The sequence below is a fragment of the Sphingomonas colocasiae genome (assembly GCF_019880585.1).
Lineage (GTDB): Bacteria > Pseudomonadota > Alphaproteobacteria > Sphingomonadales > Sphingomonadaceae > Sphingobium_A > Sphingobium_A colocasiae.
Genome location: NZ_JAINVV010000002.1, coordinates 84,940 through 106,216 on the forward strand (window position 1 = coordinate 84,940; position 21,277 = coordinate 106,216).

A 21,277-nucleotide genomic window follows, 5' to 3' on the forward strand; every position below is an offset into this window, starting at 1 on the left:
GCCCGTTCAGCCCTTCACTTCACTGAGCCTCGTGCGCCTCAGCCGCGGTTCGCGGTCGAGCTCGCCATGATCCTTGATGAGCTTGCGGAACTCGTCGCGCTTTTCGTGGATCGAGGCGATGACGGGCCCCATGGCGACGCCCAGGTCGACCAGAACCGCTTCGGATAGCTGGAGCGAGCTTTCCAGCGTTTCGGGAACCGCATCGGTGGCGCCCGCGCGATAGAGCTCGGCGGCATGATCGGTGTCGCGCGCGCGCGCGACGATGGTGAGATCGGGGTAGCGTTTGCGGACCTGAGTGGTGATGCGCACGACCTGCACCGGATCGTCCATCGTCAGGATCACCGCGCCGGCATTGCCGAGATCCAGCCGGTCGAGCATGCCCGGCCGGCCGATATCGCCGAAGATGACGGGATAGCCCGCCTTCCGCGCCCGCGCGACGGCATCGATATCGGCATCGACCGCGACCATCGGCTTGCCATGCGCCTTCAACATGTCCGACACCAAGGATCCGACGCGGCCGAAGCCGATGACGATCGCGCGCGGCGTGCTCTCGTCATGCGCTTCCTCCGCCGGTGCGTCGCGCAGTTCGACGCGGCGAGCGACATCGCGGCCGACACGCGCGAGCAATGGCGTGATGGTCAGCCCCAGCGCGGTGACGATCTGCCAGAAAGCTGCCGTCTGCTGGGTGATGAGCTGCGCCTTCACCGCAGCGGCGAGCACGATCAGCGTGGTTTCGGATGGCGACGACATCAGCAGCCCGGTTTCGGCGGCGACCGCAGACCGTTCGCCGCTGAAGCGCAGGATCAGCGTGGTGATCACCGTCTTCGCGATCACCACGCCGACAACTGCGGTCAGCAGCGGCAGCCAGTTCTCCGCGATCACGCGAACGTCCAGGCTCATGCCGACGGTGATCAGGAACACGCCCAGCGCCAGCCCCTTGAACGGCGCGGTCATCACCTCGACTTCGGTATGATATTCGGTCTCGGCGATCAGCAGGCCGGCGAGCAACGCGCCGACGATCGGCGACAGGCCGACGGCGGTGGTCGCGATACTGGCGAGGATGACGACGAGCAGGCTGGCGGACAGGAACAGTTCGGGGCTTTTGGTGCGTGCCGCCTGCGCGAACAGGCGCGGCAGCAGCAGCCGGCCGAGCACCATCATCGCGGCGACGGTGAGGCCGCCCAGCCAGAGCGTCCTGACGAGATTGTCGACGCCGTCGCTCTGGGCATAGGGCGCCAGCGCGCCCAGCGCGAAGATGATCGGGACGAGCGCCAGATCCTCGAACAGCAGCATCGAGAAAGCGGACCGGCCCACCGGGCTTGTCGTGCCCGTCATCGGCAGCACCAGTGCGGTGGATGACAGCGCCAGCGCCAGCCCCAGCCCGATGGCGCCGGCCCAGCTCTGCCCGATCATCGCGAGGGCCAGCGCGATCACCAGGCCCGACAGCGCCAGTTCGGCGGCGCCCAGCCCGAACACCAGCCGGCGCATGTTCCACAGGCGCTTGAACGAGAGTTCGAGCCCGATCGAGAACAGCAGCAGGATGATGCCGAGTTCCGCGAAGGGTTCGATCGAATGCGCGTCGGTGATCGTGAAATGATAAAGCCAGGGCGCCTGGCCGACGAGCGATCCCAGTCCCGACGGACCGACGAGCATGCCGACCAGGATGAACCCGATCACCGGGTTGATACGGAAACGCGCAAAGGCCGGGATCACCAGACCGGCGGCGCCCAGAATGACGAGCGAATCGCTCAGCGCATGTGATTCAACGGGAATTGCCATGAGGCATCATTGCGGCTGCGATCGCCGATTTCCAGCTTTTGGGTAGAAAAAGCATTGCGATGGGGTCGCAATCTTCGAATCCAGTCGTTAGCAAAGAGGAACATTCTTGGAGAACTGATGCCTCACGCAACGCCGCTGATCGCAACCATCGTCGCGGGCCTGACGCTCGCTTTCATCTTCGGAGCGCTCGCCTTCCGCCTCCGGATTTCGCCGTTGGTCGGCTATCTGCTCGCCGGCGTCGTCGTCGGCCCCTTCACGCCGGGCTATGTCGCCAATCAGGCGATCGCCAACGAACTGGCCGAACTCGGCGTGATCCTGCTGATGTTCGGGGTGGGGCTGCATTTCTCGGTCCGCGATCTCCTCTCGGTCAAGAATATCGCGATTCCCGGCGCGCTGGTGCAGATCGCGGTGGCGGTGCTGCTCGGCATGGGGCTCGCCTATCTCCTGGGATGGGACACGACCGCCGGCTTCGTATTCGGCCTGGCCCTGTCGGTCGCCAGTACCGTGGTGCTGTTGCGCGCGCTTCAGGAACGCCGGATCCTCGATACCGAGCGGGGCAAGATCGCGATCGGCTGGCTGATCGTCGAGGATCTCGTGATGGTCCTGGCGCTCGTCCTGCTGCCGGCGCTCGCGGGCGGCGGCAGCGGCGACCATTCGATCGGCACGACGCTGGCGATCACGATCGGCAAGGTCGTCGCCTTCGTCGCCTTCATGATGATCGTCGGCCGGCGCGTCATTCCCTGGGCGCTGCACCATGTCGCGCATACCGGATCGCGAGAACTGTTCCGGTTGGCGGTGCTGGCGATCGGGCTGGGCGTGGCGTTCGGCGCGGCGATGCTGTTCGGCGTCTCCTTCGCGCTCGGCGCCTTTTTCGCGGGCATGATCCTGGCGGAATCGCCGCTCAGCCAGCGCGCGGGTGAGGAAACCCTGCCGCTGCGCGATGCGTTCGCGGTGCTATTCTTCGTATCGGTCGGGATGCTGTTCAATCCCTATATCCTCATCACCGATCCGCTTTCGCTGGTCGCGACCGTCGCGATCATCATCCTGGGCAAGTCTGTCGCGGCCTATGCGATCGTCCGCGCCTTTGGCCGCTCGGACAAGACCGCGCTGACCATCTCGGCCAGCCTCGCGCAGATCGGCGAGTTCTCGTTCATTCTCGCCACATTGGGATCGTCGCTCAAGCTGATCCCGGCGGACGCGCGCGATCTGATCCTGGCGGGCGCGATCATTTCGATCATGTTCAATCCGCTGCTGTTCGTGATCATCGACAGGGTGATCGGAAAGGTCGTGGGCGAGGGTGGGCATGCGATCGGCGGGCCCCCCAGGCCCGCGATCGCCGGCCATGTCGTGCTCGTCGGCTATGGCCGCGTGGGAAGGACGGTGGGCGAGAGCCTGCTGGAGGCTGGCGAGAAGGTCACCATCGTCGAAATGGAGGATGATGCGCTGGCGCTCCCCGACGACGAAAAGGCGACGGTGCTATGCGGCAACGCCGCCAATGCCGATCTGCTCAAAAGGGCCGAGATCGGTGATGCCCGCCTGTTGTTCGTCGCGATTCCCCAGAGTTTCGAAGCCGGGCAGATCGTCGCGCAGGCGCGCAAGCTCAACCCGAAGATCCGCATCGTCGCGCGCGCGCATTCCGATGACGAGATCGCGCATCTCCAGAAGCTCGGCGCGGACCTGACGATCATGGGCGAGCGCGAAATCGCCCGCAAGATGATCGATCAGGCGTTGATCGGCCGCTGAGCGAAGCCGTCAGCCGCCGCCGGGGCTGTGCTTCTCGGCGGGGGCGGGGCCGACAGGAAGCGTATCCGGATGCGCGTGGGCGGTGTCCCATTCGATATGATAAAGGTCGAAGCGCCGGTCGTTGAGATTGCGGACGGTGCCTTCGGCGCGCGCCCAGGTGAGATCCGCCAGATTGACGTCGGAAATGGTCAGCGTCTCGACATTCTCGGTGGCTTCCGCCGCGATACCGTCGCGGGCGAAGGGGAAATCGCAGGGCGTCAGGATGCAGCTCTGCGCATATTGGATGTCCATATTGTCGACGCCGGGCAGGTTGCCGACATTGCCCGAGAGCACCATGAAACACTGGTTCTCGATCGCGCGCGCCTGGCTGCAGTAACGGACGCGTAGATAGCCCTGGCGGCTGTCGGTGCAGAAGGGGACGAAGATGATCCGCGCACCCTGATCGACCAGCCGCCGCGCGAGTTCGGGGAATTCGCTGTCATAGCAGATCAGCACGCCGATCGGCCCGCAATCGGTCTGGATCGTGTCGATCGAATCGCCGCCTTTGATGTTCCACCAGTAGCGCTCGTTGGGCGTGGGGTGGATCTTCTCCTGCGCATGGGTGGATCCGTCGCGCAGCGCGACATAGGCGACATTCTGGATGTCGCCATCCTCGGCGCGCGTCGGGTGCGATCCGCCGATGATGTTGATGTTGTATTCCAGCGCCATGCGGTTGAGTTCGGCGGTGATCCGGGGCGTATAGGCGGTCAGCGCGTCGATCGCCTCCATCGGCGACAGCTTGCGCGTCTCGAAGCTCAATAGCGGCAGCGTGAACAGCTCGGGAAAGACAACGAAATCGGAACGATATTCGGATGCGACGTCGACGAAATATTCGACGCTGCGCACGAATTCCTCGAAACTGGCCACGGCGCGCGCCTGGAACTGGACGGTCGCCAGCCGCACGCTTTCCACGCCGCGCGGAACCCTGAATTCCTTGGGCGCATCCGCTTCGACATAGGGATTGCGCCACACCATATGTGCGGCATTGCCAGCGGATTTCTTGTCTTCAGGCAGATAATTCTTCAATATTCCAATATATTCGTAGCCGTTCTTCAGCTGAAATCCGATGACGGGGTCAGCGATCTTTCCTTCGATCACCTTGCGGACATAGTCGTCAGGGCCGTCCAGCCGGCGCTTGAGGCGCGAATAATTGGGCATTCGGCCGCCAAAGGCGATGCCCGACAGATCGAGCCGCTCGGCCAGCGCCTTGCGCTCATCATATAGCCGCTGGCCGATCCTGAAGCCGCGTTGCTTGGGATCGACGCACATCTCGTAGCCGTAGAGCCAGTCGCCGGTGGGATCATGGCGCGAGCCGAAGCCGTTGCCGGTGATCTCGTCCCAGTCATGCGCGCCCAGAGCCAGCGCGGCCGGCACGCGCATCGACGCGCAATAGCCGACGATCTTGCCGTCATAGACCGCGACGAACACGCCTTCCCGGTAATTGTTGATCTGGCCGCGAAGTACGCCCTGGGTGTAGCCGGGCAATTCGGGATAGGCGCGCGCGATCAGGCGCTGGATGCCCACCACATCCGACGGCGCCGCGTTGCGGACTTCGAGACGGGTCTTGCCGGTGCGCGCCATGGATCGGAACTGCCTTTCTGTCATAGGTGGCCAGGGCCATCGTGCGAAGAACGCGCAATAGGGCCAAGGGATCGCACCCGGAACAAAAAAAGGGCCCCGGCTTTCGCCGAGGCCCCTGTTTTCGCGGGTCCGTCCGGAATTACTTCCAGTCGGCCATCGCCTTTTCGAGGTTCACGCGGATCGCCTCGAAGAACTGCTCGGTCGTCATCCACGCCTGATCGGGGCCGATCAGGATCGCGAGGTCCTTGGTCATGCCGCCGTCCTCGACGGTCTTGATGCAGATCTCCTCGAGCGTTTCGGCGAAACGCACCACATCGGGCGTGTCGTCGAACTTGCCGCGGAACTTGAGGCCGCCCGTCCACGCGAAGATCGACGCGATCGGGTTGGTGGACGTCGCCTTGCCCTGCTGGTGCATGCGGTAGTGGCGCGTGACGGTGCCGTGCGCGGCTTCCGCCTCGATCGTCTTGCCGTCGGGCGTCATCAGGACCGAGGTCATCAGGCCGAGCGAACCGAAGCCCTGCGCGACCTGGTCGGACTGGACGTCGCCGTCGTAATTCTTGCAGGCCCAGACGAAGCGGCCGTTCCACTTGAGCGCGGATGCGACCATGTCGTCGATCAGGCGATGCTCGTAGACGATGTTGGCGTCGCGGAACTTGTCCTTGAACTCGGCGTCGAACACTTCCTGGAACAGATCCTTGAAGCGGCCGTCATAAGCCTTGAGGATGGTGTTCTTGGTGGAGAGGTAGAGCGGCCATTTGCGGTCGAGCGCGTAGTTCATGCTGGCGCGCGCGAAATCCCGGATCGAATCGTCGAGATTGTACATGCCCATCGCGACGCCCGACGACGGGAAGTCGAACACTTCCTCCTCGATCTGCTGGCCGTCCTCGCCGGTCCAAACCATCTTGAGCTTGCCGGGGCCGGGCACGCGGAAATCGGTGGCGCGATACTGGTCGCCAAAGGCGTGACGGCCGACGACGATCGGATCCGTCCAGCCCGGAATAAGGCGGGGCACGTTCTGGATCACGATGGGCTCGCGGAAGACGACGCCACCCAGGATGTTGCGGATCGTGCCGTTGGGCGACTTCCACATCTTCTTCAGGCCGAATTCCTCGACGCGCGCCTCGTCGGGGGTGATGGTGGCGCACTTCACGCCGACGCCGTATTTCTGGATGGCCTTCGCCGCGTCGACGGTGATCTGGTCGTTGGTCTCGTCACGCTTCTCGATGCCGAGGTCGTAATATTCCAGGTCGATATCGAGATAGGGGAGGATCAGGCGTTCCCGGATCCACTGCCAGATGATTCGGGTCATTTCGTCGCCGTCGATCTCGACGACGGGAGTTTTCACCTTGATCTTCGCCATGCGTTGCTCGCTTTCTTTCCCAGGGAGTTTGCAAGCCCCCTATAGGCGCGGGCACCGGCAATCAACCGGGACGGCGTCGGGAAGGGCGCAAGGGCGCGTGCCGTACAGCAGCGTTGTCACCCGTCGGATGCCCCCTTAAAGAGAGTGGATGAAGGAAATCAAACAGCCGGAAAGCACGGCGATGGCCGGCGGCGTCAAATGGCGCTGGCCGAGTGTTCACCCGGAGGGTCGCAAATTCATCCTCATCTCGGGTGCGATCACCGCCTTCTTCGCCTTCATGGCGTGGGAGACGCTGGCCTGGCCGATGGCCGGGATCACCCTGTGGATCGCCGCCTTTTTCCGCGATCCCGTGCGCTCGGTTCCGCGCGGCGAAGGGCTGATCATCGCGCCCGCCGACGGCATGGTGACGCTGATCCAGACCGTGCTGCCCCCGCGCGAGCTGGCAGGGGCGGGCGGGCTGGGCGATGCGCCGCTCACCCGCGTCTCGATTTTCATGAGTGTGTTCGATGTGCATATCAATCGCGCGCCGATCGGCGGCACGATCAAGCAGGTCGTCTATATTTCGGGCAAATTCCTCAATGCCGATCTCGACAAGGCGAGCGAGGATAACGAACGCCAGCATATCCTGGTCGAGGATCGGGACGGTGTGCGGATCGGCTTCACCCAGATCGCCGGCCTCGTCGCGCGCCGCATCATGCCGTTCGTGAAACCCGGTGACATCGTCGCGGCCGGTCAGCGCGTCGGCCTGATCCGATTCGGCAGCCGTGTCGACGTCTATCTGCCGGAGGGAACCGCGCCGCGCGTGACGCTCGGCCAGCGCTGCGTCGCAGGGGAGACCGTGCTGGGCGTGCTGGGCCGCGGAGAACCGCAGGACGCCATTCCGCAATGAGCGAGGAGCGCATCGCGCCGCCGCGCCGTGGCATTCCGCTGCGTGCGCTGGCCCCCAATGCGGTCACGGCGCTCGCGCTGTGCTGCGGGCTCACCGGCATCCGTTTCGGCATCGCCGGGGATTGGGAAAGGGCGGCCGCCGCGATCATCGTCGCGGGCATATTGGACGGCATGGACGGGCGCATCGCCCGATTGCTCAAGGGGGAAAGCCGTTTCGGCGCCGAGCTCGATTCGCTGTCGGACGTGATCGCCTTCGGCGTTTCGCCTGCGATCATCATCTATCTCTGGTCGTTGCAACATCTGCCCCAGTTCGGCTGGGTGCTGGCGCTTGCCCATGCCGTGTGCTGTGCGCTTCGCCTCGCCCGCTTCAACGCCAATATCGACGCCACGGAACAGCCGCATAAATCGGCTGGCTTCTTGACCGGCGTGCCGGCGCCGGCCGGAGCGGGGCTTGCCCTGCTGCCGATGTTCGTATGGCTGTGGCTGGGCGAACCGGCTGCCGTGATGCGCGAAGTCTGGGTGGTCGCGCCCTGGCTGGTCTTCGTCGCGTTCCTGATGATCTCGAACGTCGCGACCTTCAGCTGGTCATCACTCCGCTTGCGCCGGAACATCCGGCTGGAAGCGATCGCCATTGTCGGATTGCTCGGTGCGGCGTTGCTGTCCGCGCCCTGGGCCACCCTGTCCGCGATCAGCGTGCTCTATGTCGCGATGATCCCGTTCGGCGTACGCAGCTATGCCAAGGTCAGGCGGCTGCGCGCCGGATCTGCTGCCGGCTAGGAACGGGGCGATAGGTGCGGGCCTTCGGCCGCATGCGCACGACATGGCGGGAGACCACCTGCGCGCGGTGGGGAATCTGCTCACCGGCAAGCGCCGCCAGGATCGCATCCCAGCGATCGACCAGCGTGAAGACGATGACGCCAAGGCCGGTCATCAGTCCGGCGACGAACAGCAAATAAGACGCGAACCCAGCCATTGCGATCCTCCTGCATCTCCGGTCCGCCAGGCGGACACGGGGCCGGAACTGCTGCGGACAACGCGATTGCGTGCCGATTTGTTCCGGTTTCATCGCTTATGTTCTTGATTTGTTCCGTTGTCAAGCGGCCCCCCGGGCTTGATTTCCACTCGGTACGGCGCTAAGCGCCCCGCCCATCCCACATGGGAAGCGCACATACCGGTGCCGTGGCCTGTTCACGGTTCTTGCTTCCCAGCGGACCAACCGGAAGGAGAAAGACCATGGCGGCACCTGTCGTCACCATTCAGCAATTGATCGAGGCCGGCGCGCATTTCGGCCACCAGACCCACCGCTGGAACCCCAAGATGAAGCCGTACATCTTCGGCGACCGTAACGGGGTGCACATCATCGACCTGTCGCAGACCGTGCCGCTGTTCGCGCGCGCGCTCGACTTCATCGACCAGACCGTTGCCCGTGGCGGCAAGGTGCTGTTCGTCGGCACCAAGCGCCAGGCGCAGGAGCCGATCGCCGAGGCCGCCCGTCGCGCGGGCCAGCATTATGTCAACCATCGCTGGCTGGGCGGCATGCTCACCAACTGGAAGACGATCAGCAACTCGATCAAGCGCTTCAAGGCACTTGAGGAGCAGCTTTCGGGCGACACGCACGGCCTGACCAAGAAGGAAGTGCTGCAGCTCACCCGTGAGCGCGACAAGTTCGAGCTGTCGCTCGGCGGTATCCGCGACATGGGCGGCATTCCCGACGTGATGTTCGTGATCGACGCCAACAAGGAAGAGCTGGCGATCAAGGAAGCCAACACGCTCGGCATCCCCGTCGTCGCGATCCTCGATTCGAACGTGTCGCCCGACGGTATCGCGTTCCCGGTTCCGGCGAACGATGACGCCAGCCGCGCCATCCGCCTTTACTGCGACGCCGTCGCCGCTGCCGCGACCCGTGGCAACCAGGGCGCTGCCCAGGCGCGTGGCCAGGACATCGGCGCCTTCGCCGTGCCGCCGGCCGAGCCCGCGCTGACCGAGGACCAGCAGGTTCCGGCCGCCGCTGCCGCGGAGACCGAGGTTCAGAGCGACGCCTGAGCGTCGTCTGACTGAAATATTGGCGGGGTAGGGCGCTTCACGGCGCCCGCCTCCATTCAACCGATCTGAAAAGGAAGAGACCATGGCGGAAATCACTGCCGCACTCGTGAAGGAGCTGCGCGACCGCAGCGGCGCGGGCATGATGGATTGCAAAAAGGCGCTCGCCGAAACCAACGGCGACATCGAGGCCGCGATCGACTGGCTGCGCACCAAGGGCCTGGCCGCCGCCGCGAAGAAGGCGGGCCGCACCGCCGCTGAAGGTCTGGTGGGCGTCGCTGTCGCCGGCACCAAGGGCGCTGCCGTCGAGGTCAATTCCGAGACCGACTTCGTCGCCAAGAACGAGCAGTTCCAGGAATTCGTCGGCACCGTCGCGAAGCTGTCGCTCGACGCCAATGGCGATATCGACGCGCTGGCCGCCGCCGCTTTCGGCAATGGCGAGACCGTCGCCGAGAAGCTGACCAGCAACATCGCCACGATCGGCGAGAACCAGAATCTGCGTCGCACGCGCGCGCTGTCGGTCGATCAGGGCGCCGTCGTCTCCTATGTCCATAACGCCGCGGCGCCGGGCATGGGCAAGATCGGCGTGCTCGTCGCGCTCGAGAGCGCCGCGCCGGCCGACAAGCTCGAAGCGCTGGGCAAGCAACTGGCGATGCACATCGCCGCCGCTTTCCCGCTGGCGCTGAACGAAGATGGCCTGGATTCGGCGATGGTCGAGCGCGAACGCGCGATCGCCACCGAAAAGGCCGCCGAATCGGGCAAGCCCGCCGAGATCGTCGCCAAGATGGTCGAGGGTTCGATCGCGAAGTTCCGCAAGGAAAACGCTCTGCTCAGCCAGCTCTTCGTCATGGACAACAAGACGAAGATCTCGGACGTCGTCGCCGCCGCCGGCAAGGAAGCCGGTAGCGAGATCGTCCTCAAGGACTATGTCCGTTTCCAGCTCGGCGAAGGCATCGAGAAGGAAACCAGCGACTTCGCCGCCGAAGTCGCCGCGGCTGCAGGCGTCGCCTAAATCGCGCATTTCCCGCGCGCCATCTCCGTTGGTTCGGGGGTGGCGCGCGGATGCAGCATGGCTGCACAAAAAATCCACCAATAGCCACACTTGGCTTTGGGGCGCGGGCTGACTAAGGTCCGCGCCACTTTCCTGTCCTGATCGGAATATTTGGCGCTGATGACCCGGCAACGCTTCAATCGCATCCTGCTCAAGCTCTCGGGCGAGGTGCTGATGGGGCAGGGGCAATTCGGTATCGACCCCGGCACCGTCGCTCGCGTCGCGGGCGAGATCAAGGCGGCGCGGGAGGACGGATTCGAACTCTGCATCGTCGTCGGCGGCGGCAACATCTTCCGTGGCCTGGCTGCGGCCGATGCCGGTTTCGAGCGTACCAGCGCCGATTATATGGGCATGCTCGCGACGGTGATGAACGCGCTGGCGGTTCAGAACGCGCTTGAGCAGATCGGCGTCGACACCCGCGTCCAGTCCGCCATTCCGATGAGCACGGTGTGCGAGCCCTTCATCCGCAGGCGCGCCGAGCGGCATCTGGAGAAGGGCCGCGTGGTCATCTTCGCGGCCGGCACCGGTAATCCCTATTTTACGACCGACAGCGCGGCGGCGCTGCGTGCCGCCGAAATGAAGTGCGACGCACTGTTCAAGGGCACGTCGGTCGATGGCGTCTATGATGCCGATCCCAAGAAGGTCGCAACCGCGACCCGTTATGAAACAGTCACTTTCAACAAGGTCCTGTCGGACGATCTGAAGGTGATGGATGCCAGCGCGGTGGCGCTGTGCCGCGACAACAATATCCCGATCGTGGTCTTCAACATTCGCGACGAGGGCAATCTGGCCCGCGTGCTTGCGGGTGATGGAACCGCCACGATCGTTCAGAACGAGAAAGGATGACCGATGCCCGCCTATGACAAGGCCGATCTGGAGCGCCGCATGCACGGTGCTGTCGAATCGCTGAAGCACGATCTGGGCGGCCTGCGGACCGGCCGTGCATCCGCATCGCTGCTCGATCCGGTGACCGTGGAGGTCTATGGCGCGCATATGCCGCTCAACCAGGTGGCGACGGTCTCGGTGCCCGAGCCGCGCATGATCTCGGTCCAGGTGTGGGATCGCAGCAATGTCGGCCCCACCGACAAGGCGATCCGCTCCGCCGGCCTTGGCCTCAATCCGATCGTCGACGGACAGACGCTGCGTCTGCCGATCCCCGATCTGACCGAGGAACGGCGCAAGGAACTTGCGAAGCTTGCCGGCCAATATGCTGAAAAGGCACGGATTGCGGCGCGCAATGTGCGCCGCGACGGCATGGACAGCCTGAAGACCGACGAAAAGAAGCACGAGATCAGCGAGGATGAGCGCAAGCGCCTCGAGACCGAGGTGCAGAAGCTTACCGACAGCACGATCGGCGAGATCGACGCCGCAGCGCAGGCCAAGGAAAAGGAAATCCTCGGTCAGTGAATCAGGCGGTCGCCAAAGCCGATCCAGCCTCGGCGGCGGGTAAGGGCGGTGCGCCGCGCCATGTCGCCATCATCATGGACGGCAACGGCCGCTGGGCGAAGAAGCGGCTGCTGCCGCGCGTCGCGGGTCATAAGCAAGGCGTGGAGGCGGCTCGACGCACGGTTCGCGCGGCGGGCGATCTCGGCATCGAGGTGCTGACGCTCTACGCCTTCTCCTCGGAGAACTGGCGTCGCCCGGCCAGCGAAATCGGCGATCTGATGGGGCTGCTCCGCCGCTTCATCATCGACGATATCGACGAACTGGCCGAGGCGGGCGTACGGCTGCGCGTGATCGGCGACTATCGTGCGCTGTCCCCCGATATCGTCTCGCTGATCGACTCGGCGATCGCCCGTACGGCGGAGAATAGCCGGACGACACTCGTGATCGCGCTCAATTACGGCGCGCAGGACGAACTGGTCCGCGCGATCCGCAGCTTCGCAGCCGATGCGGTGGCGGGGCGAATCGATCCGCAGACGATCAACGATGCCGATGTCGAGGCGCGCCTCGATACGAGCGACTTGCCGCCGCTCGATCTGCTGATCCGCACATCGGGCGAAAAGCGCCTCTCGAATTTTCTCCTGTGGCAGGCCGCTTATGCCGAGCTCATGTTCGTCGACACGCTTTGGCCCGATTTCGACCGCGACGCGCTTGCCGCCGCGATCGGGCAGTTCGGCCAGCGCGAGCGGCGTTTCGGAGGGTTATGACCGCGCCCGAGCCAGCGTCTGAACCGGGACCTGAACCGCGCAAACCTTCAGATCTTCCCCGTCGCGCGGTTGTCGGGATCATCCTGATCGCCGTCGCGGTCGCAGCGCTTTACGCGGGCGGCACCATATTCTGGATCCTGATCAGCGTCGCATCCTTGCTCATGCTCTCCGAATGGGCGGATCTCGCGGGCGCCGGCCAGTCGCAGAAGCGGATCGCGATGTTCTCCGCGTCGATCCCGCTCGCTATCATCTCGCCGCTGGCCGCCGGCCCCGGCTTCTTCGCCGTTGGCCTGATCGCGGCTGCGACCTTTTTCACCGGCATCGTTACTCAGCGCACCCAGCTTGCGGCCGGCGTCGTCTATGTCTCGTTGCCGGCGATGGCGCTGCTGTTCATCCGGGGCCAGGATAGCGGCCTGATCCTCGCTTTCTGGACGCTGGCGATCGTCTGGGCCACCGATATCGGTGCCTATTTCGCCGGCCGGTCGATCGGCGGGCCGAAACTGATGCCGGCTGTGAGCCCGAGCAAGACATGGTCGGGGTTGGCCGGGGGCATGATCGCGGCAGTGTTCACGGGACTCGCATTCGCGCACTGGGGTGGCATTCCGCTGGGCTTGGCGCTTGCAAGCCTGGTGCTTGCCGTGGTCGCGCAAGGCGGCGATCTTTTCGAAAGCGCGCTCAAGCGCCGTGCCGGGGTGAAGGACAGCGGAACGCTGCTCCCTGGCCATGGCGGCGTGCTCGACCGGCTCGACGGCCTGGTGCCGGTCGCGCCGATGGTCGCGCTGCTCATTCTCGCAGACGGCATGTTATGAAAAGCATCACGATATTGGGCGCCACCGGGTCGGTGGGCGGATCGACGCTCGATCTGATCGAGCGAAATCCCGAGCGGTTTCGCGTCGAGGCGCTGACCGCCAATTGCGACGTCGAGCGGCTGGCCGCCGCCGCGCGGCGGACGCGGGCAAAGCTCGCCGTCGTTGCCGACGAAACCTGCCATCGGGCGCTCAGCGATGCACTCGCGGGGACCGGCATCGAAACGGCGGCGGGGGCCGGGGCGGTTGCCGAGGCGGCTGCCCGCCCCACGGATCTCACGATGGCGGCGATCGTCGGCTGCGCGGGGCTGCCGCCGGTGATGGAGGCGGTTCGCCGGGGCGGGACGATCGCGCTGGCCAACAAGGAGGCGCTGGTTTCGGCAGGCACGCTGATGACCGATGCCGTGCGGCGGCATCAGGCGACGCTGCTGCCTGTCGATTCCGAACACAATGCCATCTTCCAATGTCTGGAGGGCAGCGATCTAGACAGTGTCCGTCGCATCATCCTGACCGCCAGCGGCGGGCCATTTCGCGAATGGCGCCGGGCGGACATGGCGTCGGTCACGCCTGAACAGGCGGTCAAGCATCCCAATTGGTCGATGGGCGCGAAGATCTCGATCGATTCGGCGACGATGATGAACAAGGGGCTCGAACTGGTCGAGGCGCATCACCTTTTCCCAGTGGGCTCCGAACGGATCGAAATCGTTGTCCATCCCCAGTCGGTCATCCATTCGATGGTCGATTATGTCGACGGTTCGGTGCTGGCGCAGCTCGGCACGCCCGATATGCGCACGCCGATCGCATATGCGCTCGCCTGGCCGGCGCGCATGGGAACGCCGTGCGAACCGCTGGATCTGACGACGCTGGGGCGGCTGGATTTCGAAAAGCCCGATATGGAGCGTTTTCCCGCTCTGGCGGTGGCGAGAGACGCGTTGGAAGGCAGCGCCGCGCGCCCCGCGATCCTCAACGCGGCGAACGAAGTCGCCGTCCGCGCCTTTCTCGATCGCCGGATCGGCTTTCTCGATATCGTGGCGGTTGTGGTGGACACGCTGGAGCGCTATGACCCTGCGGACCCCGCGACGCTCGAAGAGGTGTTCGCGATTGACCGCGAAGCGCGCATTCTGGCCGAAGAGGGCCTCAAGACACATTGCCTGTGACTGAAAACCCTGGAATTCCGCTGACGATCCTGGCCTTTCTGCTGGTCATCGGGCCGCTCGTCTTCGTGCACGAGCTTGGCCATTATTTCGTCGCCCGCTGGTTCGGCGTGAAGATCGAGGCCTTCTCGATCGGTTTCGGCCGGGAGATCAAGGGCTGGACCGACAAGCGCGGCACACGCTGGAAGCTCGCATGGCTGCCTTTGGGGGGCTATGTGCGTTTCGCGGGCGACATGAACGCGGTCAGCCAGCCATCGCCCGATTGGCTGGCGCTGCCGCCGCAGGAACGCGCGCGGACCTTCCAGGCCAAGCCGGTCTGGCAGCGCGCATTGATCGTGTTCGCAGGACCGGCGATCAACTTCCTGTTCGCCTTCCTGATCCTGATGGGTTTTGCGCTGGCCTATGGCGAAAGCCGGACCCTGCCGGTCGCAGAGCAGGTTGTCGCCGGATCGGCGGCCGCGAAGGGCGGCATGATCACGGGGGACCGGGTGATCGCGATCGATGGGCGATCGATGGCGGTGTTCGACGATGTGGCGGGCTATGTGCGGATGCGGCCGAACGAGCATATGGCGGTGCGGATCGAGCGCGACGGGGCGGTTCGTACGCTCGATATCGTCGCCGGCGTGCGATTCGAGGAGGATCGGTTCGGCAATCGCCACGCATTGGGCCAGCTCGGCATCATCAATGCGCGGCCGGTGATCGAGCCGGTTTCGCTGATCGAGGCACCAGGCGTCGCGGCGTCGCGAATCAAGAGCATCCTGACGATGATGGTCGATGGAATCGGTCAGATCATCACCGGACGGCGCTCCGTGAAGGAGCTTGGCGGACCGCTCAAGATCGCGCAGGCTTCGGGAGAGATGGCGTCGATCGGGCCGGAGACCTTCATCTGGTTCGTCGCGCTCATCTCGATTAATCTGGGATTCATCAACCTGTTGCCAGTTCCAATGCTGGATGGCGGACATTTGCTTTTCTACGCGATCGAAGCGGTTCGGCGGAAACCCGTCGGCGCGGTGGCTCAGGAATGGGCGTTCCGTTCGGGCATGCTCGCGTTGCTGGCGCTGATGATGTTCGTCACCTTCAACGATTTGTCGTCTTTCGGTGTCTGGGAAAGCCTGTCGCGCTTGATCGGTTGACGGTGATCGGGCAGGGCAGTGCGCTGCTGGTGGATCATATCCACTGAAAGCATCTGCTTTCGGTGGTGGGGCGATCCGCTAAACCAAGGTTCAGCCGCCGGCGGGGCGGTGCGTTATTTCAGGGTAGGATGGGCGTGAAGGCGAAAAACAACATCGGCTTCGGCAGTCGGAACATGGCGGTGTTGCTGGTCGGCACCATGCTCGCCGGCCAGGCATTTCCTGCCTTCGCGCAGACCGCGCCGGCAGTTCCCGCACCGGCGCCCGCGCCCGCGCCCCCCGTTTCGGGGACGATTCGCGCCGTGAACGTGGTCGGCTCGCAGCGGCTGGAGCCCGATACGGTGCGCTCCTATACCGCGCTGCGCCCCGGCGGCGCCTATACGCGCGAAAATATCGACCAGGCACTGAAGGACCTGTTCGCGACCGAATTGTTCGCGGACGTGCAGATCCGCGACGATGCGGGTGTGCTGACCATCGAGGTCCGCGAGAATCCGGTGATCAACCGGATCATCCTGGAGGGCAACAAGCGGATCAAGGAAGACAAGATCCGGCCGGAGATCCGCCTGGCGCCGCGGCAGATCTTCACACGTTCGAAGGCGCGCGCCGACGTTGCCCGCATCATCGAGCTGTATCGCCGTCAAGGCCGCTTCGCGGCGACCGTCGAACCGAAAATGGTCCAGCTCGACCAGAATCGCGTCGATATCGTGTTCGAGGTCAATGAAGGGCCGCGCTCGAAGGTCCGCCAGATCAACATCCTGGGGAACGAGAAATTCTCCGATGGCGATCTGCGCTCACAGATGGCGACCAAGCAGTCGCGCCTGTTCCGCATCTTCAGCTCGCGCGACAGCTACGATCCCGATCGTCTGGCCTATGACCAGCAGAAGCTGCGTCAATTCTACCTGACCGAGGGCTATGCCGATTTCCGCGTGATCTCGGCAGTTGCCGAACTCACGCCCGACAAGCGCGACTTCATCATCACCTATGTGGTGGAGGAGGGCGAACGCTACAAGTTCGGCGACGTCGCGGTCGAGAGCGAACTGCGCGACTTCGACAACAACACGGTCAACCGGCTCGTCACCATCAAGAAGGGCGACTGGTACAACGCCAAGCGCGTCGAGGACACGGTGGACGGCATCACCGAGACGGCCGGCCTGTTCGGCTATGCCTTCGCCGATGTGAGCCCCAATTTCCGGCGCAGCGCCGAAGACAAGACGATGTCGCTGACCTTCCGGGTCGCGAACGCGCCGCGCGTCTATGTCGAGCGGGTCGATATCAACGGCAACACGCAGACGCAGGACAAGGTGATCCGGCGCGAATTCCGCCTGGCGGAAGGCGACGCCTTCAACAGCTTCCAGGTCAAGCGCTCGCAGGACCGCATCAATTCGCTCGGTTTCTTCCAGGAGAATCTGGAGATCGAGCAGAAGCCCGGCTCCGGGCCCGACAAGATCATCCTGGAAACCAACGTCCAGGAAAAGTCGACCGGCGAACTCCAGCTTTCGGCGGGTTTCTCGAGCCTTGAGCGCTTCATCATCAACGCCTCGATCACGCAGCGCAACTTCCGCGGCAAGGGGCAGCTGCTGCGCACCAGCATCAATTATTCCAGCTATTCCAAGTCGGTGGAACTCGGCTTTACCGAGCCGTACCTGTTCGATCGCAACATCGCGCTGGGTGGCGACATCTTCCGTCGCGACTATAACTCGTTCAACTATCTCGGCAGCGAGCGCAACACCACCTATCAGCAGGTCTCGACCGGCTTCTCGATCCGCGCGGGCGTGCCGCTTACCGAGTTCTGGCAGGCGCAGATCCGCTACCAGCTTGTTCATGACGACGTCACGCTGAACAAGAATACCTTCTTCAACAACGGCGTTTGCGAACCGTTGCTCGCGGGCCGCTATCTCTGCGACGCGATCGGCACGCGGCTGACCAGCTCGCTCGGCTATACGCTGGCGTTCGACAATACGAACAACCGCCTGCGTCCGTCGGCGGGCAACCGTCTCAGCATCAGCCAGGATTTCGCGGGCCTCGGCGGTGACGTCAAATATCTGCGTACCGTCGCCAACGCGTCCAAATACTGGAAAGTCTTCGGCAACTTCATCTTCTCGCTGAGCCTTGAGGGCGGCCATATCATGTCGCTGGAGAACCAGCGGGTCGATGCGCTCGGCAATCTGATCGAGAAGGTCCGGCTGACCGATCGCTTCTTCCTGGGCGAGCCGCAGATCCGCGGTTTCGACATTCGCGGCGTCGGCCCCCGCGTGCAGCGCCTGCAATATGATTCGACGACCGGCGAACTTAACGTTCAGAGAAACTCGATCGTCGACGACGCGCTGGGCGGCCGGACCTATTATATGGGCCGCGCCGAACTGGAGATTCCGCTGGGATCGGGCGCGCGCGAAATGGGGCTGCGCCCGTCGATCTTCGTCGATGTCGGTTCGGTCTGGGGCGTTCGCAAGCCGAAGCTGACGACGCTGGCGGATTTCCCGGTCGGCAGCGACGGCAAGCCGACATCGCTGACCATTCCGATCCTCGATTCGAATGGCGGTCAACAGTGCGTCAACAGCACCACCGGCGCGCTTACGCCAAAGCCGACTGGTGCATGCGCGGACGGCACGACCCTTTACGGCAATACGATCGCGCCGTTCGAGGAACAATTCCTGGGTAACTCGCCCAAGCCACGCGTTTCGGTCGGCTTCGGCGTCAACTGGAACTCGCCCTTCGGCCCGTTCCGCATCGATATCGCGCGCGCGCTGATCAAGGAGCGTGGCGACGACACCAAGTTGTTCACTTTCAACGTAGGAACCCAATTCTGATGATCAAATATTCGAAGAAGGCGCTGCTTGCCGCCTGCGGTCTCGCCTTCGCTTCGCCGGCGCTTGCGCAGAAGGCGCCCCCCGCCGTCGTGGTCGTGATCAACAGCGATCGTGTGTTCAGCGAATGCAATGCCTGCAAGGCGGCGAACACGCAGCTCCAGACGCAGCTCACCACCTTGCAGACCCGCGCGCAGCAGCTTGGCCAGCCGCTCCAGACCGAAGCCGATGCGATCCGCACGGCTGCCGGCGGCAAGGCGCCCGATGCGGCGCTGCAGAACCGGATCAACGAACTCCAGAAGAAGCAGACCGCCGCGCAGCAGGAACTCGCCAACAGCGAGCAGACCATCCAGCGCAACCGCGCTTATGTCGGCCAGCAGATCAACACCGCGCTCAACCCGATCATCCAGAAGGTGATGGCGGCGCGCGGCGCGAACTTCGCGGTCGACGTGCAGGCGACGCTGGCGATCGGCCCGGGCGTGGATGTGACCAACGACGTGCTGGCGCAACTCAACACCGCGCTCCCCTCGGTCAACGTCACCGCGCCGCCGCCGCCCGCGCAGCCGCAGCAGCCCCAGGGCCGTTGATCCCGGCTCGATGAGCGAGGACGCAACGCAGAAGCCCGCCATCGGCCCGCTGGACGTCCGGCGGGTGATGGCGGCGCTGCCGCATCGTTATCCGCTGTTGCTGGTCGACCGTGTCGAGGAGATCATCCCCGACCGGTCGATCCGCGCGATCAAGGCGGTGACGATCAACGAGCAGTTCTTCCAGGGGCATTTCCCCGGTCGCCCGATCATGCCCGGCGTGCTGGTGGTCGAGGCGCTGGCGCAGGCTGCAGGCGTGCTTGCCGTGGAATCGCTGGGCCTCAGCGGTTCGGGCAAGCTCGTCTACTTCATGAGCATCGACGGGGTGAAGTTCCGCAAGCCGGTCGAACCCGGTATCCTGCTGACCCTGCAGGTCGAGTTCATCCAGAAGCGCGCGCGCGTCTGCAAGTTCGCGGGCAAGGCGCTGATCGACGGCGAACTGGCGGCTGAGTGCGAATTCACCGCGATGATCGCGGATCCGCCGCAGGATTGATCGGCGATCTGCCGGCAGGCAGGTGATTCCAATCCAATATCATTGAAGGTTGAATGCGCGGGCATTCTGGCCTAAGGCCGCGCCTTCGCATCCCCGGCTGGTCGGAAACCAGCCAATTTCGGAGCTTAAACGTGAAAAAAGACGTCCATCCCGATTACCACATGATCAAGGTGCAGATGACCGACGGCACCGTGTTCGAAACCCGCTCCACCTGGGGCAAGGAAGGCGACACGATGCAGCTGGACATCGATCCGCTGGCACACCCGGCCTGGACCGGCGGTCGCGGCCAGATGCTCGACACCGGTGGTCAGGTGGCGCGCTTCAACAAGCGCTTCGGCGGCCTCACGCTCGGCAAGAAGTGATCGGAGTGCGCGGCCGGACTTTTCGCGCCGCGCTCCGCATCGCAACGGTCTTCGCGCTCGTCGCCCCCGTGGCGGCGGGCGCGCAGTCGCGTGTGCCGGCGGACCGCACCATTGCCTCGCTGCGCGCGATGCCGGCCTGGAAGCAGGCTGCGGCGACGCTCGATCGCGATCATGACCGGTTCGTCGAAGAGATTGTCGAACTCACGCAGATCCCGGCGCCTCCCTTCGGCGAGGCCAGGCGCGGCGCGGTCGTGCGGGAGAAGTTCGCGGCGCTCGGCCTGAGCGACATCGAGACCGATGCCGTCGGCAATGTCATCGCGCTCCGGCGGGGCACCGGCCCGGCGGGAGGCAAGCTGGTCGTCATCTCCGCACATCTCGATACTGTCTTTCCCGAAGGCACCGATGTGACGGTGAAGCGCGAGGGCACCAGGCTTTCCGCGCCCGGCATCGGCGACGACACGCGCGGGGTCGCGGCATTGCTCGCCTATGCGCGCGCGCTCGACGCGGCCAAGATCCGGACGAAGCACGATATCCTTTTCCTGGCATCCGTGGGTGAAGAGGGGCCGGGCGACCTGCGCGGCGTGCGCCATTTCTTCACCAAGGGATCCTACAAGGATCGCGCTTCCGCCTTTTTCTCGTTGGATGGCCTCAATCCCGCGCGCATCGTCAACGGCGCGGTCGGGTCGAAGCGTTATCGGGTGACGTTCAAGGGGCCTGGCGGCCATAGTTTCGGTGCGTTCGGCCTGGTCAACCCGATGGCGGCGATGGCGAGGACGGTGACCGATCTTTACGAGATCGTGCCGCCGGCGCATCCCAAGACCACCTACGCCGCCGCGGTCACGGGCGGGGGCACCTCGGTCAATTCCATTCCGGATTCGGTGTTCATGGAATTCGACATGCGCTCGGAAAGCCCTGCCGAACTCGACGGATTGGAAAAGAAGCTGCTCGCCATCATCGACAAGGCAGTGGCGGGCGAGAATGCGGCACGTTCCACCCGCGAAGGCATGGTGAGCGCCGACAAGAAGAAGATCGGCGATCGCCCGGCGGGCACCACCCCAGCCGACGCGCAGATCGCGCTGCTGACGGCGGCGGCGATCAAGGCGCAGGGCTTCACGCCGGAATTCAACGCGTCCTCCACCGATGCGAACATCCCCATCAGCCTGGGCATTCCGGCGCTGACCATCGGTTCGGGCGGGAAGGGCGGTCGGGCCCATGCGCCCGACGAATATATCGACGTCGAGAAAGGCGAAAGCGTCAAGGGACTGGCTGTCGGCCTGCTTGCGCTGCTGGCGGTCGCGGAGGCGCAGCGCTGA

Annotated in this window: 20 protein-coding genes; 16 read left to right on the forward strand and 4 right to left on the reverse strand. The window is 64.5% G+C overall.

Annotated features, from left to right (window positions below; genetic code table 11):
• Positions 1-6 precede the first annotated feature (6 nt).
• A complete protein-coding gene (locus tag K7G82_RS03555; RefSeq protein ID WP_222988467.1) occupies positions 7-1,779 on the reverse strand; it encodes a cation:proton antiporter domain-containing protein in 1,773 nt (590 codons plus the stop codon).
• Positions 1,780-1,896: 117 nt separating this feature from the next.
• Between K7G82_RS03555 and ybaL the strand changes: the two genes are divergently transcribed.
• Positions 1,897-3,522 (forward strand): YbaL family putative K(+) efflux transporter, encoded by a 1,626-nt coding sequence (gene ybaL / locus K7G82_RS03560; RefSeq protein WP_222988468.1) that lies wholly within the window; start codon positions 1,897-1,899, stop codon positions 3,520-3,522.
• A gap of 9 nt (positions 3,523-3,531) precedes the next feature.
• Here the strand turns inward: ybaL and K7G82_RS03565 are convergent, their stop codons facing one another.
• The gene (locus K7G82_RS03565) at positions 3,532-5,142 is read right to left on the reverse strand and encodes a bifunctional GNAT family N-acetyltransferase/carbon-nitrogen hydrolase family protein (RefSeq protein WP_222988469.1); all 1,611 of its coding nucleotides are present in this window, start codon (positions 5,140-5,142) and stop codon (positions 3,532-3,534) included.
• Positions 5,143-5,281: 139 nt separating this feature from the next.
• A complete protein-coding gene (locus tag K7G82_RS03570; protein WP_222988470.1) occupies positions 5,282-6,502 on the reverse strand; it encodes an NADP-dependent isocitrate dehydrogenase in 1,221 nt (406 codons plus the stop codon).
• 157 nt (positions 6,503-6,659) lie between these two features.
• Between K7G82_RS03570 and K7G82_RS03575 the strand changes: the two genes are divergently transcribed.
• Together K7G82_RS03575 and K7G82_RS03580 are read left to right on the forward strand one after the other, a co-directional pair.
• Entirely contained in the window at positions 6,660-7,391 is a 732-nt protein-coding gene (locus K7G82_RS03575) for a phosphatidylserine decarboxylase (RefSeq protein WP_425517242.1), read from the forward strand.
• Positions 7,388-8,167, forward strand: a complete 780-nt coding sequence (locus K7G82_RS03580; protein ID WP_222988472.1) for a CDP-alcohol phosphatidyltransferase family protein — start codon at positions 7,388-7,390, stop codon at positions 8,165-8,167. Before K7G82_RS03575 ends, K7G82_RS03580 begins: the two co-directional genes overlap by 4 nt.
• Here K7G82_RS03580 and K7G82_RS03585 read toward each other — a convergent pair.
• Positions 8,133-8,363 carry a hypothetical protein gene (locus tag K7G82_RS03585; protein ID WP_222988473.1) on the reverse strand — a complete coding sequence of 77 codons (231 nt, stop codon included), beginning with the start codon at positions 8,361-8,363 and terminating at the stop codon, positions 8,133-8,135. The genes K7G82_RS03580 and K7G82_RS03585 overlap by 35 nt on opposite strands.
• Before the next feature lie 260 nt (positions 8,364-8,623).
• Here K7G82_RS03585 and rpsB point away from each other — a divergent pair, with 260 nt between their 5' ends.
• The 13 genes from rpsB (at position 8,624) to K7G82_RS03650 (ending at position 21,277) form a co-directional block, all read left to right on the forward strand.
• Positions 8,624-9,433: a 30S ribosomal protein S2 gene (gene rpsB / locus K7G82_RS03590; protein WP_222988474.1), complete on the forward strand. Its 810-nt coding sequence runs from the start codon at positions 8,624-8,626 to the stop codon at positions 9,431-9,433.
• Positions 9,434-9,515: 82 nt separating this feature from the next.
• Positions 9,516-10,442 (forward strand): translation elongation factor Ts, encoded by a 927-nt coding sequence (tsf, locus tag K7G82_RS03595; RefSeq protein WP_222988475.1) that lies wholly within the window; start codon positions 9,516-9,518, stop codon positions 10,440-10,442.
• A 159-nt stretch (positions 10,443-10,601) separates the two neighbouring features.
• Positions 10,602-11,327 (forward strand): UMP kinase, encoded by a 726-nt coding sequence (gene pyrH / locus K7G82_RS03600; protein ID WP_222988476.1) that lies wholly within the window; start codon positions 10,602-10,604, stop codon positions 11,325-11,327.
• Positions 11,328-11,330: 3 nt separating this feature from the next.
• On the forward strand, positions 11,331-11,888 hold the full coding sequence (gene frr, locus K7G82_RS03605; protein ID WP_222988477.1) for a ribosome recycling factor: 558 nt from the start codon (positions 11,331-11,333) through the stop codon (positions 11,886-11,888).
• Positions 11,885-12,631: an isoprenyl transferase gene (locus tag K7G82_RS03610; RefSeq protein ID WP_222988478.1), complete on the forward strand. Its 747-nt coding sequence runs from the start codon at positions 11,885-11,887 to the stop codon at positions 12,629-12,631. Before frr ends, K7G82_RS03610 begins: the two co-directional genes overlap by 4 nt.
• A complete protein-coding gene (locus K7G82_RS03615; protein ID WP_222988479.1) occupies positions 12,628-13,440 on the forward strand; it encodes a phosphatidate cytidylyltransferase in 813 nt (270 codons plus the stop codon). Before K7G82_RS03610 ends, K7G82_RS03615 begins: the two co-directional genes overlap by 4 nt.
• Entirely contained in the window at positions 13,437-14,594 is a 1,158-nt protein-coding gene (locus K7G82_RS03620; protein ID WP_222988480.1) for a 1-deoxy-D-xylulose-5-phosphate reductoisomerase, read from the forward strand. The genes K7G82_RS03615 and K7G82_RS03620 overlap by 4 nt, the downstream gene beginning before the upstream one ends.
• Entirely contained in the window at positions 14,591-15,724 is a 1,134-nt protein-coding gene (gene rseP, locus K7G82_RS03625; RefSeq protein ID WP_222988481.1) for an RIP metalloprotease RseP, read from the forward strand. Before K7G82_RS03620 ends, rseP begins: the two co-directional genes overlap by 4 nt.
• 128 nt (positions 15,725-15,852) lie before the next feature.
• Positions 15,853-18,528 (forward strand): outer membrane protein assembly factor BamA, encoded by a 2,676-nt coding sequence (bamA, locus tag K7G82_RS03630; protein ID WP_222988482.1) that lies wholly within the window; start codon positions 15,853-15,855, stop codon positions 18,526-18,528.
• Positions 18,528-19,112, forward strand: coding sequence for an OmpH/Skp family outer membrane protein (locus K7G82_RS03635; protein WP_222988483.1), 585 nt, complete (start codon positions 18,528-18,530; stop codon positions 19,110-19,112). Before bamA ends, K7G82_RS03635 begins: the two co-directional genes overlap by 1 nt.
• A gap of 10 nt (positions 19,113-19,122) precedes the next feature.
• Positions 19,123-19,602, forward strand: a complete 480-nt coding sequence (gene fabZ, locus K7G82_RS03640; protein WP_222988484.1) for a 3-hydroxyacyl-ACP dehydratase FabZ — start codon at positions 19,123-19,125, stop codon at positions 19,600-19,602.
• A gap of 131 nt (positions 19,603-19,733) precedes the next feature.
• A complete protein-coding gene (gene rpmE / locus K7G82_RS03645; RefSeq protein ID WP_222988485.1) occupies positions 19,734-19,964 on the forward strand; it encodes a 50S ribosomal protein L31 in 231 nt (76 codons plus the stop codon).
• A gap of 5 nt (positions 19,965-19,969) precedes the next feature.
• A complete protein-coding gene (locus tag K7G82_RS03650) occupies positions 19,970-21,277 on the forward strand; it encodes a M20/M25/M40 family metallo-hydrolase (protein ID WP_222988486.1) in 1,308 nt (435 codons plus the stop codon).

Coding starts and splice junctions, on each gene's coding strand:
- K7G82_RS03555 (WP_222988467.1), bottom strand. CDS start 1,779: ATGGCAATTCCCGTTGAATCACATGCGCTGAGCGATTCGCTCGTCATT.
- ybaL (WP_222988468.1), top strand. CDS start 1,897: ATGCCTCACGCAACGCCGCTGATCGCAACCATCGTCGCGGGCCTGACG.
- K7G82_RS03565 (WP_222988469.1), bottom strand. CDS start 5,142: ATGGCGCGCACCGGCAAGACCCGTCTCGAAGTCCGCAACGCGGCGCCG.
- K7G82_RS03570 (WP_222988470.1), bottom strand. CDS start 6,502: ATGGCGAAGATCAAGGTGAAAACTCCCGTCGTCGAGATCGACGGCGAC.
- K7G82_RS03580 (WP_222988472.1), top strand. CDS start 7,388: ATGAGCGAGGAGCGCATCGCGCCGCCGCGCCGTGGCATTCCGCTGCGT.
- K7G82_RS03585 (WP_222988473.1), bottom strand. CDS start 8,363: ATGGCTGGGTTCGCGTCTTATTTGCTGTTCGTCGCCGGACTGATGACC.
- rpsB (WP_222988474.1), top strand. CDS start 8,624: ATGGCGGCACCTGTCGTCACCATTCAGCAATTGATCGAGGCCGGCGCG.
- tsf (WP_222988475.1), top strand. CDS start 9,516: ATGGCGGAAATCACTGCCGCACTCGTGAAGGAGCTGCGCGACCGCAGC.
- pyrH (WP_222988476.1), top strand. CDS start 10,602: ATGACCCGGCAACGCTTCAATCGCATCCTGCTCAAGCTCTCGGGCGAG.
- frr (WP_222988477.1), top strand. CDS start 11,331: ATGCCCGCCTATGACAAGGCCGATCTGGAGCGCCGCATGCACGGTGCT.
- K7G82_RS03615 (WP_222988479.1), top strand. CDS start 12,628: ATGACCGCGCCCGAGCCAGCGTCTGAACCGGGACCTGAACCGCGCAAA.
- K7G82_RS03620 (WP_222988480.1), top strand. CDS start 13,437: ATGAAAAGCATCACGATATTGGGCGCCACCGGGTCGGTGGGCGGATCG.
- bamA (WP_222988482.1), top strand. CDS start 15,853: ATGGGCGTGAAGGCGAAAAACAACATCGGCTTCGGCAGTCGGAACATG.
- K7G82_RS03635 (WP_222988483.1), top strand. CDS start 18,528: ATGATCAAATATTCGAAGAAGGCGCTGCTTGCCGCCTGCGGTCTCGCC.
- fabZ (WP_222988484.1), top strand. CDS start 19,123: ATGAGCGAGGACGCAACGCAGAAGCCCGCCATCGGCCCGCTGGACGTC.